This window comes from Limnobacter sp., assembly GCF_046297615.1.
Lineage (GTDB): Bacteria > Pseudomonadota > Gammaproteobacteria > Burkholderiales > Burkholderiaceae_B > Limnobacter.
Genome location: NZ_JBKBHM010000007.1, coordinates 122,267 through 139,976 on the forward strand (window position 1 = coordinate 122,267; position 17,710 = coordinate 139,976).

14 protein-coding genes are annotated in these 17,710 nt (G+C 58.2%); 5 read left to right on the top strand and 9 right to left on the bottom strand.

Annotation, left to right across the window (positions count from 1 at the left end; genetic code table 11):
- Positions 1–11 precede the first annotated feature (11 nt).
- The 4 genes from ACK4FF_RS13865 to alr form a co-directional block, all read right to left on the bottom strand.
- The gene (locus tag ACK4FF_RS13865) at positions 12–3,086 is read right to left on the bottom strand and encodes an efflux RND transporter permease subunit (RefSeq protein WP_409710509.1); all 3,075 of its coding nucleotides are present in this window, start codon (positions 3,084–3,086) and stop codon (positions 12–14) included.
- The gene (locus tag ACK4FF_RS13870; RefSeq protein WP_409710512.1) at positions 3,083–4,117 is read right to left on the bottom strand and encodes an efflux RND transporter periplasmic adaptor subunit; all 1,035 of its coding nucleotides are present in this window, start codon (positions 4,115–4,117) and stop codon (positions 3,083–3,085) included. The genes ACK4FF_RS13865 and ACK4FF_RS13870 overlap by 4 nt, the downstream gene beginning before the upstream one ends.
- Positions 4,118–4,267: 150 nt before the next feature.
- Positions 4,268–5,647, bottom strand: coding sequence for a DNA repair protein RadA (gene radA / locus ACK4FF_RS13875; RefSeq protein WP_409710515.1), 1,380 nt, complete (start codon positions 5,645–5,647; stop codon positions 4,268–4,270).
- Between the two features lie 3 nt (positions 5,648–5,650).
- On the bottom strand, positions 5,651–6,754 hold the full coding sequence (gene alr / locus ACK4FF_RS13880; protein WP_409710518.1) for an alanine racemase: 1,104 nt from the start codon (positions 6,752–6,754) through the stop codon (positions 5,651–5,653).
- Positions 6,755–6,907: 153 nt separating this feature from the next.
- Here alr and lplT point away from each other — a divergent pair, with 153 nt between their 5' ends.
- On the top strand, positions 6,908–8,203 hold the full coding sequence (gene lplT, locus ACK4FF_RS13885) for a lysophospholipid transporter LplT (protein WP_409710521.1): 1,296 nt from the start codon (positions 6,908–6,910) through the stop codon (positions 8,201–8,203).
- Between the two features lie 41 nt (positions 8,204–8,244).
- Here lplT and ACK4FF_RS13890 read toward each other — a convergent pair whose 3' ends face one another.
- From ACK4FF_RS13890 to ispD, 5 genes are read right to left on the bottom strand one after another with little or no spacing between them, the layout of a single operon-like run.
- Positions 8,245–8,940: a uracil-DNA glycosylase family protein gene (locus ACK4FF_RS13890; protein WP_409710523.1), complete on the bottom strand. Its 696-nt coding sequence runs from the start codon at positions 8,938–8,940 to the stop codon at positions 8,245–8,247.
- On the bottom strand, positions 8,937–9,398 hold the full coding sequence (gene rimI, locus ACK4FF_RS13895; protein WP_409710526.1) for a ribosomal protein S18-alanine N-acetyltransferase: 462 nt from the start codon (positions 9,396–9,398) through the stop codon (positions 8,937–8,939). The genes ACK4FF_RS13890 and rimI overlap by 4 nt, the downstream gene beginning before the upstream one ends.
- The gene (gene tsaB / locus ACK4FF_RS13900) at positions 9,385–10,152 is read right to left on the bottom strand and encodes a tRNA (adenosine(37)-N6)-threonylcarbamoyltransferase complex dimerization subunit type 1 TsaB (protein ID WP_409710529.1); all 768 of its coding nucleotides are present in this window, start codon (positions 10,150–10,152) and stop codon (positions 9,385–9,387) included. Before tsaB ends, rimI begins: the two co-directional genes overlap by 14 nt.
- On the bottom strand, positions 10,149–10,631 hold the full coding sequence (gene ispF, locus ACK4FF_RS13905; protein WP_409710831.1) for a 2-C-methyl-D-erythritol 2,4-cyclodiphosphate synthase: 483 nt from the start codon (positions 10,629–10,631) through the stop codon (positions 10,149–10,151). The genes tsaB and ispF overlap by 4 nt, the downstream gene beginning before the upstream one ends.
- Positions 10,632–10,669: 38 nt before the next feature.
- Positions 10,670–11,401, bottom strand: coding sequence for a 2-C-methyl-D-erythritol 4-phosphate cytidylyltransferase (gene ispD, locus ACK4FF_RS13910; RefSeq protein WP_409710532.1), 732 nt, complete (start codon positions 11,399–11,401; stop codon positions 10,670–10,672).
- Positions 11,402–11,464: 63 nt separating this feature from the next.
- Between ispD and mfd the strand changes: the two genes are divergently transcribed.
- From mfd to ACK4FF_RS13930, 4 genes are all read left to right on the top strand, one after another.
- A complete protein-coding gene (mfd, locus tag ACK4FF_RS13915) occupies positions 11,465–14,926 on the top strand; it encodes a transcription-repair coupling factor (protein WP_409710535.1) in 3,462 nt (1,153 codons plus the stop codon).
- Positions 14,923–16,134 (top strand): tetratricopeptide repeat protein, encoded by a 1,212-nt coding sequence (locus ACK4FF_RS13920; RefSeq protein WP_409710538.1) that lies wholly within the window; start codon positions 14,923–14,925, stop codon positions 16,132–16,134. Before mfd ends, ACK4FF_RS13920 begins: the two co-directional genes overlap by 4 nt.
- A gap of 12 nt (positions 16,135–16,146) precedes the next feature.
- Positions 16,147–17,010, top strand: coding sequence for a phosphoserine phosphatase SerB (gene serB, locus ACK4FF_RS13925; RefSeq protein ID WP_409710541.1), 864 nt, complete (start codon positions 16,147–16,149; stop codon positions 17,008–17,010).
- 170 nt (positions 17,011–17,180) lie between these two features.
- The gene (locus ACK4FF_RS13930) at positions 17,181–17,651 is read left to right on the top strand and encodes a hypothetical protein (RefSeq protein ID WP_409710544.1); all 471 of its coding nucleotides are present in this window, start codon (positions 17,181–17,183) and stop codon (positions 17,649–17,651) included.
- Positions 17,652–17,710 lie beyond the last annotated feature (59 nt).

A 17,710-nucleotide genomic window follows, 5' to 3' on the forward strand; every position in this document is an offset into this window, starting at 1 on the left:
AGCAGGCAGGGTCAGCGGGGTTTCTTGACCCTGTAGGCCGCCGCGTACAACGCGGGCAGGAAAAACAGGGTCAACAAGGTGGCCACAATCAGCCCACCCATGATGGCCACAGCCATTGGCCCCCAGAATTGTGAACGCATCAGCGGAATCATGGCCAGCACAGCCGCCGCCGCAGTCAACAGGATGGGCCTGGAGCGGCGAATGGTTGAACCAATGATGGCTTCAAAAGGGTCCACTCCAGCGGCTTTGTCCTGCTCGATTTGGTCCACCAAAATCACCGAATTGCGGATGATCATGCCGAACAGGGCAATCACCCCCAACTGCGCCACGAAGCCAAACGGCCGCCCGGTGATGATGAGGGCCAGTGCTGCGCCAATAATGCCCAGCGGGCCGGTGAGGTACACCAATAGGGTACGGCCAAAACTTTTTAGCTGCAGCATCAGCAGGGTCAACACCAAAAACAGCATCAAGGGCACATTGGCCATGATGGACTTTTGAGCCTTGCCCGAGTCAGCGGCCAAACCATCCAGATTCACACTGACCCCCAAGGGCAGTTGCTTGCGCAATTCATCCATGGCCTTGTTCATCGCCAAGGCCACCGTGGTGCCCTGAATGCCGCTGACCACATCCGCTTGGACGGTGATGGCGAAATCGCCGTTTTGGCGCCAAATCACGCCCGGCTCAAAAGAAATATCCACTTTGCCCACTTGTGACAAGGTGACATAGGCCCCACTGGCTGTGGGCAAGTTGGCATTCAACAATTCATGCAAGGTGTCGCGCTCGCTGGGGGGGTTGCGAAACACGATGTCGATCAGGCGGTTGCCTTCTCGGTACTGGCCAATCGGTGCGCCCGACAGAATGACATGCGACGCCTGCGCAATACTTTCGCTGGACACGCCCAAGGCGCGGGCCCGGGCCTGATCCACATTCACCTTCATGACTTTGACGTTTTCATTCCAGTTGTCGTGTGTGCCACGGGTGTACTGGCTGGAGGCCACGGCCTTTTTCACCTGATCGGCCACGGCACGAACCACCACTGGGTCGGGCCCCTGCACCACGAACTGCACCGGGTAAGTAACAGGTGGCCCGTTGGGCAACAGGGTAACCCTCGGGCGGATGTCAGGAAACTCTTGCTCCAGATGGGCTTTCAAACGCCCCCGCAGGGCTTCACGGTCCTTGAAGGTGTGCGGCACCACGATGAATTCGGCTAGGTTGCTTTGGACAAATTTCTGGTCCAGCGACAGATAAAAACGGGGAGCGCCGTCGCCCACAAAGGCAGCGTAGTTTTTGACTTCGGGCTGTTCGGCCAACCAGGCTTCCAGTTTCTTGGCCTGCTTCTCTGTTTCGGCAAAAGCGGTGCCTTCAGGCAACCACAGGTCGACCATGATCTCAAGGCGGTTGGAATCAGGGAAAAACTGCTGCTCAATGAAACGGAACGAAAAACCACCGCCCAGGAAGGCCAACACGGTGACCGCGATGGTCAGCCAGCGGTGTTCCACGCACCATTGCACCAAATGGCGGAAACGGGTGTAGAACGGGGTGTCGAACACCTCATGGGGTTGTGCGTCGGCGCGCGGCTTTTTAAGCAACAGAAAACCAATGTACGGCACAAAGATGACCGCCACGAACCAGCTGAGAATGAGGGCGATGGCCGTGACCGCGAAGATGGAATAGGTGTACTCGCCTGCGGCGGATTTGGCCAGCGCAATCGGCAAAAACCCCGCGGCGGTAATCAGTGTGCCGGTCAGCATCGGGATGGCCGTGGAATCGTAGGCGAAGGTGGCGGCGTCGAACCTTGAATAGCCCTCTTCCAGCTTGCGCACCATCATTTCCACAGCAATGATGGCGTCGTCCACCAACAGGCCCAGTGCAATGATCAAGGCGCCCAGTGAAATTTTGTGCAGGTTGATGTGGAAATAGGACATGGCCAGAAACGTCATGGCCAGCACCAATGGAATGGTCAACGCCACCACAAGGCCAGGACGTATGTCGATGCGCAAGGGTTTGGTGTGCAAACCCAAGCTGAGAAAACTGACCGCCAAAACGATGACGATCGCTTCAATCAGCACTTTCACAAACTCATTGACTGACGTTTTCACCGAGTCGGGCTGGTCAGCCACACGTATCATCTCAATGCCCACGGGCAACTGGCTGAGAATTCGCTTTTCTTGTTCTTCGAGGTTTTTACCCAAGGCAATGATGTCGCCACCATTGACCATGGAAATACCCAGGCCAATCACTTCCTTGCCATTGACCCGCATTTTGGACAGGGGTGGGTCTTCATACGCTCGGTAGACCTTGGCGAAGTCTTTCAGGGCCACCGTGGTTGCGCCAGCCCGTATCGGGGTGTTGGCAATGTCGTCGACCGAGGTGAATTGCCCTTCAATGCGCGACCACACCTTTTGCTCTTCCAGGCTGAGAACACCTTGGGAAGCCACCGCGTTTTGCCCATGGATCTGGTTCAGCACCTGCTGTGCAGTAATGCCCAGTTTGGCCAACTGGTAATGGGACACATCAATGAATATTTTTTCAGCCTGCACACCGAACAATTGCACTTTGGCCACATCCGGGACTTTGAGCATGTCCTGACGGACCTGGGTGACAAAATCTTTCAGCTCGGAATATCGAAACCCGTCTGCGGAGAACGCCAGCATCACGCCGAAGGTGTCACCGAACTCATCGTTGAAAAACGGGCCAATGACCCCTTCGGGCAAACGGCTTCTCGCATCGTTGACCCGTTTTCGGGTGGTGTACCAAACATTGGCCACTTCCTTGGGCGGGGCACTGTCTTTCAGCAACAGGAAAATGACGGACTCGCCCGGTTTGGAATAGGACTTGATTTTGTCCGCATGCGGCACTTCCTGCATGATTTTTTCAATCGGATCAGCCACCTGCTGGGCCATCTGCATGGCCGTTGCACCTGGCCAATAGGCCCGCACCACCATGCCCCGAAACACAAAGGGAGGGTCTTCTTCCTGCCCCAGCGAGAAAAACGCAGCTGCACCGGAAAAAATGAACACGGCCAACAGGAAACGGATGAGGGGCTGGTTCTCCAGCGCCCACCGCGACAGATTTAGCTTTTTCATGGCTTGACCGCCTGCTTGACCAAGTCTTGAGTCTCGATAAAGCGGCGAACCTTTTGGCCCTCATTGAGTACATGAGTCCCGGCGGTTACAACCAACTCACCGGGCTTGAGGCCTTCCTTGACCAAGAAAGTGCTGTCGGAAACATCATAGGGGGTGAGCACCCGCTTGGACACTGTGCCCGCCTGTTCATCAAACACCCACACGTAGGCCCCGGTGTGCGACGCCACCAAGGAGGCGATTGGCAACTTAAAAGCCTGCCCCTGCCCTTCGGTGTTGAAATGCACGGTGGCACTCATGCCCAAGCGCACTTGATGGGCTGGGTCATTCACATCCAGCAGCACGGCAAACGTGCGAGTCACTGGGTCAGCCAATGGGGCAATGTCACGAATTTTGGCAGTCAGCGGCTCTTTGCCGCTCCACAACACCAGCTTGGCCTGCTGGCCAATGCTCAAACCCGAGACTTTGCGTTCGGGCACAGCGATGCGGGCTTGAATTGCACTTTCCTGAGCCCATTGCAGTACGGGCTGCCCGGGCGCAACCACCTGACCAGCATCCAGCAACACCTGGGCAATCACCCCGTCGTTGGGGGCACGCAATTCGCTGTATTGGTTCTGGTTGCTTTGTGCAGAAAACTGGGCTTTGGCCTGTGTGTAGCGGCTTTGGGCGGCCTCGAAGGCCAGGGTTCGCCGGTCAAACTCGGCCTGACTGATGAAATTTTGTTCAAACAAGGCTTTGAAACGGTCCAAGTCCACACGGGCCTGCTGGAACTCCTTGGTGGCGGTGTCCAGCCCGGCTTGCGCGGCTTGCACACCCAGCTTCAAGTCTTGAGGGTCAATTCGGGCCAACACTTGCCCTTTTTTGACGCGGTCACCCACATCCACCAGTCGCGCCACCAGCTTGCCGCCGACCTGGAAGCTCAGTTGCGCGGAAAAGCGAGGTTCAATCTGCGCCGCAAATGACTCGGTGGACTCAGTGCCCTCCAGAGCCACTTCCATGACCCGAACGGGCCGAACGACTTCGGTAGTGTCCACGGCTGGCCGTGAGCAAGCTGAGAGGAGACTGGCCGCAAGGATCAGCAAGAGACTGGATGAACACAAGGCGGGCGAACGCATGGATAACTCTTCTGGGTGGTACAACGTGCCCGAATTGTCCAGCTAAATGACCGCCAAGTCAAAAAGGGCTCAGAAACAGTCCAAGGTGGTGCGCAGGGCGTCCAATGCCTTCTCGATCCGCTCCACGCCTATGACAGTGAGCCCTTCAATGGGGGTTTTCGGTGCGTTGCTGGCTGGCACAATGGCGTGGGTGAAGCCCAATTTGGCCGCTTCACGCAACCGCTCTTGCCCGCGTGGCGCCGGGCGAAGCTCTCCGGACAGGCCAATTTCGCCAAACACAGCCAATTCCCGGGGCAGCCGCTTGTTTTTCAGGGAGGACACCATGGCCAACACGATGGCCAGGTCGGCAGCGGGTTCAGAGATGCGTACCCCACCCACCGCGTTGATGAAGATATCCTGATCAAAAAACTGCAAACCCGCGTGCCGGTGGAGAACCGCCAGCAGCATGGCCAGCCGGTTTTGCTCCAAGCCCACGGACAGGCGCCGGGGCGCTGGCGAATGCGAGGTGTCCACCAGTGCCTGAATTTCAACCAACAAGGGCCTTGCGCCTTCCTGAGTGACCATGACGCAGGAGCCCGCCACCCATTCCGCCTGTTGGGACAGGAACAGTGCCGAAGGGTTGTTGACGCCTTTCAGACCGCGGTCTGTCATGGCGAACACGCCCAATTCGTTGACGGCCCCGAAGCGGTTTTTGAACGCCCGAACAAGACGGAAGGACGATTGGGAATCCCCCTCAAAATACAGCACAGTGTCGACAATGTGTTCCAGCACCCGGGGCCCGGCCAGGGTGCCTTCCTTGGTCACATGCCCAACCAGCACCGTGGTAATGCCCCGAGACTTGGCCAAGCGGGTGAGTTGGCTAGCGCATTCACGCACCTGGCTGACCGAACCTGGGGCGGCACTCAACTCAGCGGTGTACAACGTTTGGATGGAATCGATGACCAACACATCCGGCTTGTGCTGGTCCACGTGCTGAATGATGGTGTCGAGCTGAATTTCAGTCAGCACGGCCAATTCCGATTCATTCAAACCCAGGCGCTGCGCCCGCAAGGCGATTTGGCCGGCAGACTCTTCCCCACTCACGTACAGCGCCTTGACGCGGCCTGCCAGTTGGGTCATCGCCTGAAGCAAGAGTGTGGACTTGCCAATGCCAGGGTCACCACCCAGTAACACGACCATACCCGGTACCAAACCACCACCCAGCACCCGGTCAAATTCCGAAATGCCGCTGGTGAACCGGGGGTGATCTTCGGCCTGAATGGCGGACAAGGTCACCAGTTGGCTGTTTTGTGCAGCCAAGGCGGTGAAGCGGTTGGACTTGGCCGGGGATGCGGTGGCCATTACCTCAACCAAGGTGTTCCAGCTGGTGCAGTCGCTGCATTGGCCCTGCCACTTGGCGAATTGGGCACCGCATTCGGTGCATTGGTATTGGGTCTTGGCTTTGGCCATGGCTCACATCACCACAAAAGGCACGCGGGGCGTGACAGCGCACAACAATTCATAACCAATGGTGCCGCAATGGTGGGCCACCACATCCACCGACAAATTATTGCCCCACAGCTCAACCTCGGTTCCAACACCGGCAGAGGGAATCTCCGTGATGTCGATGGACATCATGTCCATCGACACGCGGCCAGCCACTGGGGCCATGGTGCCTTGCAACCAAACCGGCGTGCCATCCGGGGCGTGGCGTGGGTAGCCATCGGCATAGCCGCAGGCAATGACGGCAATGCGTGAATCACGCTGGGCCAACCAACGCGAGCCGTAGCCCACCCGCTGGCCAGCGGGGACCTGCTGTACGGCAATAATCTGGCTGGTCAGGGCCATGGCGGGCAACAAGCCATAGTCTGCAGCGCTGTGGGGGCCGGGCGTGGCGCCATACACAGCAATGCCAGGCCGAACCACATCACCAGCCCACTGCGGGCAGTTGAAAACCCCGGCGGAATTGGCCAGGCTGCTGGCCCAATGGGCCGGTTTCAGGGCCATGAGGGCATTGAACTGGCCCTCAGGCCCTGGATGCGCTCGCATCAGGTCATGAGAATCTGCATTGGCAAAGTGAGTCATCAAGACCGGGGCTGGCCAACCCGCGCTGGTGGTGATCTTGTCCAACAGCTCAATGGCTGCAGCGGCGCCTTGGGCGTCAAACCCCAGGCGGTTCATGCCTGTGTTCAACTTCAGGTAAAGCCGGGGTTTGTGCGCCTCTTTGGGCCAGTTTGGCATCGCCACACGGAGGGCTTCAAGCTGGGCGTGATCATGAATCACCCAATCCAGCCCAGCGTGGCGGGCGGCCTGCATGTCTTCCTCACCGAAACAGCCTTCCAGCAACACGATGGGCTTGGTCCACCCCAGCCTGCGCAATTCAAGCGCGCCATCCAATTCCAGAATGGCCAATTGGTCTGCAGCCTGCAAACCCCCGATTACCCGGGCCAAACCGTGTCCATATGCGTTGGCCTTGACCACAGGCATCAGTGTGCGGCCAGGCAAACGGGCAGCGATGACACGGAGGTTATGGGCCAGTGCTTCGGGTTGGATGGCAGCGCGTATGGGCCGGGGCATGGTGGGGCAGTCAGAGGTGAGAAGATGTTAAATTGTCCACGCTGTAATGCGCGTTACCGACCGAATATGATATAACGCCTCAACACTGTTCTATGAGCTACAAGACGGCACGGCCCAGATATTGCACCAATTGCCCTGCCCTCACCGTTCTGCATGAAACCAGGCTTTTACACCATCATGGCGGCGCAATTTTTTTCGTCGCTGGCAGACAATGCCCTGCTCATCGCAGCCATCGCGCTTCTGTTTCAGATTCAGTCGCCTGACTGGATGACGCCATTGCTCAAGCTGGTGTTTGTGGTCTCCTACGTGCTGTTGGCGCCCTTCGTGGGTGGCTTTGCAGACACCCTGCCCAAGGGTAAGGTGATGTTCATCACCAATGCCATCAAGGTTGCCGGTTGCATCATGATGTTCTGCGGCGTACACCCCTTGGTGTCTTACGCTGTGGTGGGCTTGGGCGCAGCCGCCTATTCACCGGCCAAGTACGGCATTCTGACTGAACTGTTGCCCCACGACAGGTTGGTGGCCGCCAACGGTTGGATCGAAGGATTGACGGTGATGTCCATCATCCTTGGCACCGTGCTGGGCGGCTTTCTGATTGCCCCTGCCACGGCCGAGGTGCTGATGACCCTGCACATTCCCGGTATTGTCGAGGGCATGAAAACCCCGGCTGAAGCAGCCATTTTCGTGATCACCTTTGGCTACCTGATTGCTGCTGTGGTCAACCTGCGCATCCCCGACACAGGGGCACGGTACGAACCACAGTTGAACCACCCCATCATCATGACCCGCAAGTTTTACGGTTGCGTGCGCAAGTTGTGGGCGGACAAACTGGGGCAAATTTCACTGGCAGTCACCACTTTGTTTTGGGGGGCGGGTGCCACTTTGCAGTTCATTGTGTTGAAGTGGGCCGAAGCTGCGCTGGGCTTTTCGCTGGACAAAGGCGCGATGTTGCAAGGCATCTGTGCGGTGGGCGTGGCAGCCGGTGCGGTGATTGCCGCCAAAGCCATTCCCTTGAAGAAGTCCATGCGAGTGCTGCCAATTGGCATTGCCATGGGCGCAGCCTGCATGTTGATGACCCAGGTCAACAACCTGCCCGTGGCACTGGTGTTGATTGTGGTGATTGGCGCCCTGAGCGGGTTCTTCGTCGTACCGATGAACGCCTTGCTTCAGCACCGGGGCCATGTGCTGATGAGTGCGGGCCGGTCAATCGCCATCCAGAACTTCAATGAAAACATTTCCGTGCTGACCATGCTGGGTGTCTATGCCCTGCTGATCAGTCTGGATGTGCATGTCAACACGGTGATTCTGGCCTTCGGCGGCTTCGTGATGGTGACCATGTTGGTTGTGATTCTTTGGCACCGGCGCAACCAATCGTTGTACGACGTGGAAGCCCGCATTGGCGAAGACAAACCCGTGGGCGTGAACCACGGAAACACTGCCTGTCATTGAGGGTGGCTCATACCTGTGAAGGTCAAGCACCCCGGCGCGCCCTATTTCAACACTGATTTCAACAGCAACAGGTCATCCCAGGCCTTTTGCTTTTCCTCAGGCCTTCTGAGCAGGTAGGCCGGGTGGTAAGTGACCACCGCCGGAATGCTCAACGCCCCAACCCGTGCTTCGTGGATTTTCCCCCGCAATTGCCCAACGGCTGCATCGGTTTGAAGCAAAGACTGAATGGCAAAACGGCCGACCAGCAGCAGCACTTGAGGCGAAGCCAACTGAATTTGCTGATGCAAAAAAGGCAAACAGGCACTGATTTCTTCGGGCTCGGGGTTGCGGTTGCCAGGCGGGCGGCATTTCAGCACGTTGCCGATGTACACGTTCTGGCTGCGGTTGTGGCCGACAGCGTGAAGCATTTTGTCCAGCAACTGGCCGGCACGACCCACAAAGGGAAACCCTTGCTCGTCTTCATCGGCACCCGGCGCTTCACCCACCACCATCAGCCGCGCACCCGGCACACCGTCAGCAAATACGGTTTGCCGGCGTGTAGAACACAGACCGCAGGCGGTGCATGAGGCCACCTGCTCGGCCAAGCCATCCAAACCCTCGGGCCGCACAGCGGGTGCGGCTGAAACTACAGGGGCGACAGGTGCCGCCGGGGCTGCTGCATTGCTGCGCAACTCCCACACAGGCCCCAACTTCATGGCCTCAAACAAGGCAGCTCGGCTCAATGGGGTTTGACTCATGTCAGCACCGAGTTGAAACGTTTGAACATGACCAGCGCATCCTCGCGGCCCTCCGGGGCTGGGTAATAGTTTTTGCGAACCCCAATCAGTTTGAAGCCCTGTTGATCATACAACGCCCGGGCGCTCACATTGCTGGGGCGAACCTCCAGCAACATGCCTTGAGAACCGGCCAGGCGGGCCTGGGTCAGGCTCCATTGCAGCAGATGCTTGCCATGGCCTTTGCCTTGGTGGTCCTGCCGAATCGAAATGTTCAGCAGATGGGTTTCATCCACCACATTCATGGTGACCACATAACCGACCAACACTTCATCCAGGCACATGCAATGCAGGGCATAACCCGCACGCAGCGAATCCTGAAAATTGCGCGCTGTCCAGGGAAACACGTAAATGCTGTTCTCAATCACCATGACCGCGTCGATATCCGCCTCGGTCATGGGGCGAATACTAAAGGTGCCCATGCCGTTCAGCCATCCGTTCCTGCGTGGTTTGAGCAACCTTGTCGCGCACATACATGGGTTGACAGGCCTCTGGGCCATGAACCTGGCCCGTAGAAAGCCCTTGAAAAGCAAGGTAAGCCACGCCAAGGGCTGGACGATGGGCCTGAACCAGCGACTGGGGCTGCGCGGTGGTTGACTGGGCTTCCCGAGCCAGCAACTCAAGCAACGCGGCATCACACACCACCTGCGCTCGGGTTGTGGCGTAGGCTGGCCATTGGTCGATGGCCATTAACCCTGGGGAAAGAAACGGCGTTTCACGCTCCCAATCGATTCGTGCCACATACACCTCGTTCAGGCGGGCGTCGATTGCTGAGACACATTCGCCCTGTGCAGCATGTTGGCCCGTTACCAAGGCCTGCACTGCCATGGCGTGCAGGCTGCAGACCGGCACCACCGGCTTAGCCCAAGCCACTGACAGGCCTTGGGCCACGCCGCAGGCTGTGCGCAAACTGGTGAAACCGCCGGGGCCTGTGTCCACACCGATCACTGCAATATCAGCGGGTGTCAGGTTGGCTTGAACCATGGCTTGCTGCAAGCGGGGCAACAACTCCAGTGACTGTTGCCGATAATCCTCAATGCGAAATTCAAAGCACAGGGCAGCGCCAAGCCCATGAACCTGGGCCCATTGAGCGGGCCATTGACCTTGAATTCTCAAGGCCAACACATGCGCCACACCAAGACTGGTGCTCAAGGCCAGTACCACAGACGCTGTCATGCCCCGCCCACCTTGATCATCAGCACCGCCGCTTGGGCTTCAATGGCTTCGCCACGGCCCAAGTAGCCCAGCTTTTCATTGGTTTTGGCCTTGATGTTGACCGAACTCACCGGCAAACCGCAGGCCTTGGCCAGGCTTTGATGCATGGCGGGCATGTGAGGCGCCAGCTTGGGGGTTTGGCAAATGAGTGTAGTGTCCACGTTGATCAGCTCAAACCCAGCCGCCTTTGCTTTGGCCAAAGCCTGCTGCAACAGCACCGCGCTGTCGGCGCCCGCATATTGGGGGTCTGTGTCTGAGAAGTGGCGGCCAATGTCGCCCAAGGCGCAGGCACCCAGAATGGCGTCTGTCACTGCGTGCAACAAAGCGTCAGCGTCGGAATGGCCCAACAGGCCAACAGGCGATTCAATGTGATGCCCGCCCAAAACAAGTGGGCGGCCCGGCACCAAGCGGTGCACGTCGTAGCCCTGCCCCACACGCATGCGTCTGAAGGCCGCGGTCAGGCTGCGGTCATCCATGCTCACAGCGGCACCTCCGAGTCCACACCCAACAAACGCGCCACCACCTGCAAATCATCCTGCACTGTGATCTTCAGGTTTTCCAGATGGCCACGAACCAGCAAAGGCGAGATACCCATTGTTTCAATTGCACTGGCGTCGTCGGTGAGGGCCACGTTTTTGTACAGGCATTCCGAGATGGCCAGGTTCAGCGCCTGGGCCCTGAACATCTGAGGCGTTTGCGCCGCCCACAGCCCATCACGAGCCACAGTGGTTTGGGCAATCACTTCGCCACTTTCAGCCATTGCCGAACGTTTCAGGGTGTCGGCCACAGGCATGGCCAACAGGCCACCAGCCACATGCGTGCTGCATTCATCAATCAGGCGGGCCAAGGCCTTCGCGCTCAAACCGGGCCTTGCTGCATCGTGAACCAACACCCAATCGGTGTCGCTGATGCGAAAATTCTCAAGCAGGTGTGCCAACGCATTTTGCACCGTGCGCGCGCGTTCCCGGCCACCACACTTGAGCACAGTGACACGGTCCCAATTGGCCAAGTGGGCCTGCGCTTCTTCATCGCCAGGGGCGACCACCACATACACATGGTGAACCCGAGGCTCGGCCAGCAAAGCCTGAACACTCCACTGCAACACTGCCTTACCGCCCAAGCTGGCGTATTGCTTGGGCTTTGACGCACCAAACCGGCTGCCCTCCCCACCGGCGGGAATCAATCCGATGTATCTGGGTGTTTTGCTCATGCAGCAACAGTCCTTCGCGCCACCGCGCGTTTTATAATGTGGGGTTGTTCACAGGGTTTCAGTATGCAGTCGTATTTTACTTCGTCTTTCAGGCTTGCCAGCGGGAACAGGCTTAGCTTGGCCCATCCGCCGGGCAGTGCCGATGCGTTTTTGCTGGCGCAGGTCGCCCTGTCCGCGCGCGAGCAGGGGCAACTGTCGGTCTTGGTGACCGCAAGCCCGCATGATGCCACTCGGCTGAAGGACGAAATTCTGCAATTTGCTCCCACACTGAGGGCCCATCACCTGCCCGATTGGGAAACCCTGCCCTATGATAGCCTTTCAGCGCATCAAGACTTGGTGTCCGAGCGGCTGGCCACCCTGTATCAACTGCTGCAAGGCCAGTTGGACCTGTTGATTGTGGCGGCCACCACCGCCGTACAACGGCTTGCACCACCTTCGTTTTTGGCGGGCAGCACCTTCTTTTTCAAAACCGGTGACAAGCTGGATGTCGCCAAACTGAAAACCCAGTTGACGGTTGCAGGCTATCACCATGTGTCGCAGGTGATGAGCCCGGGCGAGTACTCGGTGCGGGGAGGCATCGTCGACCTGTTTGCCACCGGAACGGCACTGCCCTACCGCCTTGACCTGTTCGACAATGAAATTGAATCGATCAAGACCTTCGATGTCGACACCCAACGCAGCCTTTACCCAGTGCGCGAAATGCGCCTGCTGCCTGGCCGCGAGTACCCGATGGACGAGCAAAACCGCGCCGTTTTCCGCAGCCGGTGGCGTGAACGTTTTGAAGGGGACCCCAGCAAAGTGGCCATCTACCGCGACATGGGCAACGGCGTAGCAAGCGCGGGCATTGAATACTACCTGCCCCTGTTTTTTGAAGACACAGTAAGCTTGGCGCAGTACCTGCCCGAGCAACCGGTTGTATTGATTCAGCATGGGGATGTCGACAAAGCGTTGCAAACCTTCTGGACGGAAACCACCCAGCGCTTCAACTTTTTGTCCAAGGACATTGAACGCCCCATTCTCAGGCCCTCTGAAATTTACCTGACTGCCGAGCAGTTCTTCAGCAACTTTGCGCAAGCGGCAAGGGTCAACCTGTCGCAGGCGGCGTCGGCGCAGGTGCCTGAATATCAGGGCGTGGCTTTGCCCGACCTCAGCGTCGAGCGCCGCGCTGAAGACCCTTTGCACAAGCTCAGGCAACTGATTGAAGGCGGTGCGGCTTATCAGCGGGTTATGGTGCTTGCACCCAGTGATGGCCGACGCGAAACACTGCTTCAATACTTTCAGGAACATGGCTTAAAACCTGCCGTGGTGAATGATTTGCAAGCCGCCTTGAGCAGTGATGCATCGTTTGGCTTGTGCACCGCTGTGATGGACCAAGGCTTCGGTATTGTGTTGGGCCAAACACGCCAATTGGCGCTGGTCACAGAGACAGAACTGTTTTCGCTGGCCCCCAAAAAACGCGGAGGCCGACGTTCTCAGGAACGCCAGAGCAATGTGGAGTCGATGATCCGCGACCTGTCGGAACTCAAAGTCGACGACCCCGTGGTTCATCAACAGCATGGCATTGGCCGCTACAAGGGCTTGACCAGCATGGACTTGGGCGATGGCGCCTCCGAGTTCCTGCATTTGGAATACGCCAACGGCACCAACCTGTTTGTACCCGTGTCGCAACTGCATGTGATTGCCCGTTACAGCGGTGCTGACCCGGACAGTGCACCCCTGCATGCGCTGGGTTCCGGTCAGTGGGAAAAAGCCCGGAACAAAGCCGCCAAAATGGTCCGCGACACGGCAGCAGAATTGCTGAACCTCTATGCCCGCCGAGCCCTGCGACAAGGTCACCAGTTCAAATTGAACCCCGACGATTACGAGGCTTTTGTCGAGAAATTCGGCTTTGAAGAAACTGCGGACCAAGCGGCCGCCATTCGTGCTGTGGTGGAAGACATGACGTCGCAACGCCCCATGGACCGCTTGGTGTGCGGTGACGTGGGCTTTGGCAAAACCGAAGTGGCCCTGCGCGCCGCCTTTGTCAGCGTGATGGACGGTAAACAGGTGGTGCTGCTGGCCCCCACCACACTGCTGGCTGAGCAGCATTTCCAAACCTTCTCGGACCGTTTCGCGGATTGGCCTGTGAAGGTGGTTGAATTGTCCCGCTTCAAATCAGCCAAGGAAATTCGCGACGCCATCGACCTCATTAATGCAGGGAAAGCCGACATCATCATTGGCACCCACAAGGTGCTCAGTTCCGAAATTGAGTTTTCACGCCTTGGGTTGGTGATCATCGACGAAGAACACCGGTTTGGTGTGCGCCAGAAGGAAGCCCTGAAGAACCTGCGGGCAGAGGTGGACGTACTGACACTGACCGCCACGCCCATTCCCCGCACCCTGGCCATGAGCATGGAAGGCATAAGGGACTTTTCGGTGATTGCCACCGCCCCACAACGGCGACTGGCCATCAAAACCTTCGTGCGGCGCGAAACCGACAGCGTCATTCGCGAAGCGGTGCTTCGAGAACTGAAGCGCGGCGGGCAGGTGTACTACCTGCACAATGAGGTGGACACCATCGAAAACCGCCGCGAAGCCTTGGAACGCATTCTGCCGGAAGCGCGCATCGGCATAGCCCATGGCCAGATGAATGAACGCGACCTGGAAAAGGTGATGCGCGACTTTTATCAACAGCGCTTCAACCTGCTGTTGTGCACCACCATTATTGAAACGGGCATTGACGTGCCCACCGCCAACACCATCATCATTCACCGGGCGGACAAATTCGGCTTGGCCCAACTGCACCAACTGCGCGGGCGTGTGGGCCGGTCACACCACCAGGCCTATGCCTACCTCATGGTGAACAACGAGGAAGGCCTGAGCAAAACCGCCGAACGCCGTCTGGAAGCCATCACCATGATGGAAGAACTGGGCAGTGGTTTTTACCTTGCCATGCACGACCTTGAAATTCGCGGTGCGGGTGAAGTACTGGGTGCCAACCAAAGCGGCAATGTGCATGAAGTCGGCTTTCAGATGTACACCGACATGCTCAACCACGCCATTCGCAGCCTGAAAGCGGGCAAGGAACCCGACCTTACTGCGCCCCTGAGTGTGACTGTAGAAATCAACCTCCACACCCCCGCGCTATTGCCCGAGGACTATTGCCCGGATGTGCATGAACGCCTGACCCTGTACAAACGCCTGGCCAGTACAGAGGACATGGATGACATCGCCTTGATTCAGGAAGAACTGATAGACCGTTTCGGCAAACTGCCGGAAGCCGCCACGGTGCTGCTGGACACCCACCGCCTTCGTCTGTTGGCCAAACCACTGGGGGTGGCCAAAATCGACAGCTCGTCTGAAGCGTCCGTGATTCAGTTTGATGCCCAACCGCAAGTGGATGCTGGCAAAATCATCCTCATGATTCAAAAAGAAAAAGACATGAAACTGGCTGGACCCGACCGCTTGCGAATCAACCGCAGCATGGCCAAAGTGGGCGACCGGGTGCAGTTCATCAAAGGGCTGATCAAACAGTTGAGTGCATGAGACAACATCAACACCCATTCGCATGGCTGGCCTTACTCGCTGCAGGCCTCTGCGCTGCGCACAGCACCTCGATGGCGCAGGCGGCTGAGCAAAGCCTGGGCGCGGCAAAGCCAGCCAGTATTCTGGACAAAACCCAAGCTGTGGCCGAGCCAGCCCAAGTCACCCTGCCCAGTTACCCCGTGCCGGCCGAGCTGCCGGTGAACCGTGAACTGAGCTACCAAGCGGCCTTGAAAAAAGCCGACAGCGGCGACCCTGCGGCGCAAACCCAGGTCGGCCTGATGCGGCTCGAAGGCGATGGGGTGCCCGTGGACTTGAAACTGGCCAGAATCTGGTGGGGCAAAGCCGCGGTGCAGAACCATGCACCTGCCCAGTTTTACCTGGGCCAATTGCTGATGCTGGACGTGCTGGGTGCCACAGGGCCAGACTTGAACAAGCAACTGACCGAAGGTTTGGGCTGGTTGCGTCGTGCATCCCGCGAACAATACCGCCCAGCCCAATTGCTGTACGCCCAAACACTGCTGGACAGCCAAAACGACAGCCCATTCGGCCACAGCAAAATTGAAGCGGAGTCCATGCTTCTGCAATGCGCCAGTGATTACCGCCCCTGCACCTACTACGCCTTGGGCCGGCTGGACAGGGAGATCACCAAGCAGCCGGGCACCTGCCCCGGGGACGAGCGTTGCGAAACCCGTCACCGCTTGCTGTACGCCTTGGCGCAAACCGGCGACACCCAAGCCATGATTCGCCTCTCCAACCAGCCCGGTGAAGACACCATGTACTGGGTGCGTCGTGCCGCCCGCTTGGGCAATGCCAAGGCTTGCCTGCAACTGGCGACCATGGCGCTGTCGGGCCAAGCGCCCCTGCAGCCCGAAGATCCCTCCATTCTTGCGTTGCTGAACACCAGTGCGCAGGCCGGGGAAACCGAAGCCATGCTGTTGCTGGGCCGTCTTCTGTACGAAGGCAAACGTTTCCCGGTCAACCGCGCCTTGGCGATTCAATGGCTGGAGAGGGCCAGTGCCCGAGGTAACGCCCAAGCCAGCGACCTGCTGGCCAAGGCCCTGAACCGCCAAAAGGCAACGCCAGTGCCTCAAGACCTCTCCACCCTGCCGATCCAGAATCAAGAACAAGCCATCGACACCTCCGACGTGGTGGAATTGCCCGTGCAATCCGACACCACGGGCGAAGCCACGCCGGTGTCCCAACCCTGAGCACCCTCACCCATGCCCCACCTTCACTTTTCAAGCCCGTCCCTGAATGCGCAGCAAGTTGCGCAAAGCCTCGCCATGCTGGGTTTGCCCACCCTGCCATTCAATATTCAGAATGGCCATGCACGCATCGCCCTGCCCCCTACCCCAGAACTGAATACTGAAGCCTTGCGCCCCAAGCTGCTGGGTGTGGCCAGGCAGTTGGGCTGTGACATTGCCCTGCTGGACAGCAGCCGTAATGCCCAACACTTCAAGGTACTGGCCATGGACATGGACAGCACGCTGATTACCATCGAATGCATCGATGAAATCGCCGACTTCGCAGGCAAGAAAAAGGAAGTGTCTGAGATTACCGAAGCGGCCATGCGGGGCGAAATCAAGGACTTCTCCGAAAGCCTGACCCGCCGTGTGGCCTTGCTCAAGGGCGTACCGGCCAGCAGCCTCAATGCGGTGCTGCAAGAACGCCTTGCCCTGTCACCGGGTGCAGAATCACTCATCGCATTTGCCAAGCGGCACGGATGGACCACCTTGCTGGTCAGCGGTGGCTTCACGTTTTTCACCGAAGCCATGAAAGCCCGTTTGGGTTTGGATCATGCGCATTCCAACACCCTGGAGATTGTGGATGGCGTATTGACCGGCCGGGTGCTGGGCGCGATTGTGGACGCCCAAGCCAAACAGGACCATCTGCTGGCCTTGTGCAAACAATTGGGGTGCAGCCCAGACCAAGCCATTGCCATGGGCGATGGTGCCAATGACCTGAAAATGATGGGCGTGGCTGGCCTTAGTGTGGCCTACCGGGCCAAGCCAGCGGTTCAAAGCCAAACCCATTGCGCCATCAACCATGGCGGACTTGACACCGTGTGTGCCTGGTTGAGCTAACCCCTCTGAATCACAGGTTAACAACCACACCTAGGGGAGGACAATGGGCCACACCTGTTCAAAGATTAAGGCACGAGGGCGGTAAAACCTCTTAAAGCCTTGCACGGCAACATGAGGGGTAGACCGCCAGTTGCTGCAGGCGCGGCACCCCATACAGGACAGGAAAGCCCATGCCCTTTGTCAATGAGTTCATACAGCCAGAAGACAGGCTGCATTATGACCTGGTCGAGAACATGGTGATACGCCACACTGGCCCCGCTGGTCACATCCCCGCCCGACATTGGACCATCGACTGTGAACGGGGCATGTACCTGACCCAAATCAAACAGGGCGGTGAGGAAGCACCGCGCTTCAGCGCCTTCCTGTTTTATTGGCAGGGCCACATCTTCTACATCAAAACCTGGTTGCTCAGCAGTTGCGGTGGGGGCGGAGTGCCCCGCACCAACACCTTTAGGCTGGATTTTCTCGGTGAAGTACCCCGTGAAGGCCCACATCCGAAACTGAACGCCCCCTTTCGAAACCTACAGTTCGTGGCGGACCTGCAAGACGCATTCAATGCGCGCAAAGAAGCAGGCATACACACCCTTGAAACCAACCCCTACCATGCGGTGCTGAAGCTGACCCCAAGCCTCGTTGAGTGATGTTCACGATTAGGCCTTCGCCAACGCGCCTGCAACAAAAAAGCCCCCTGACGGGGGCT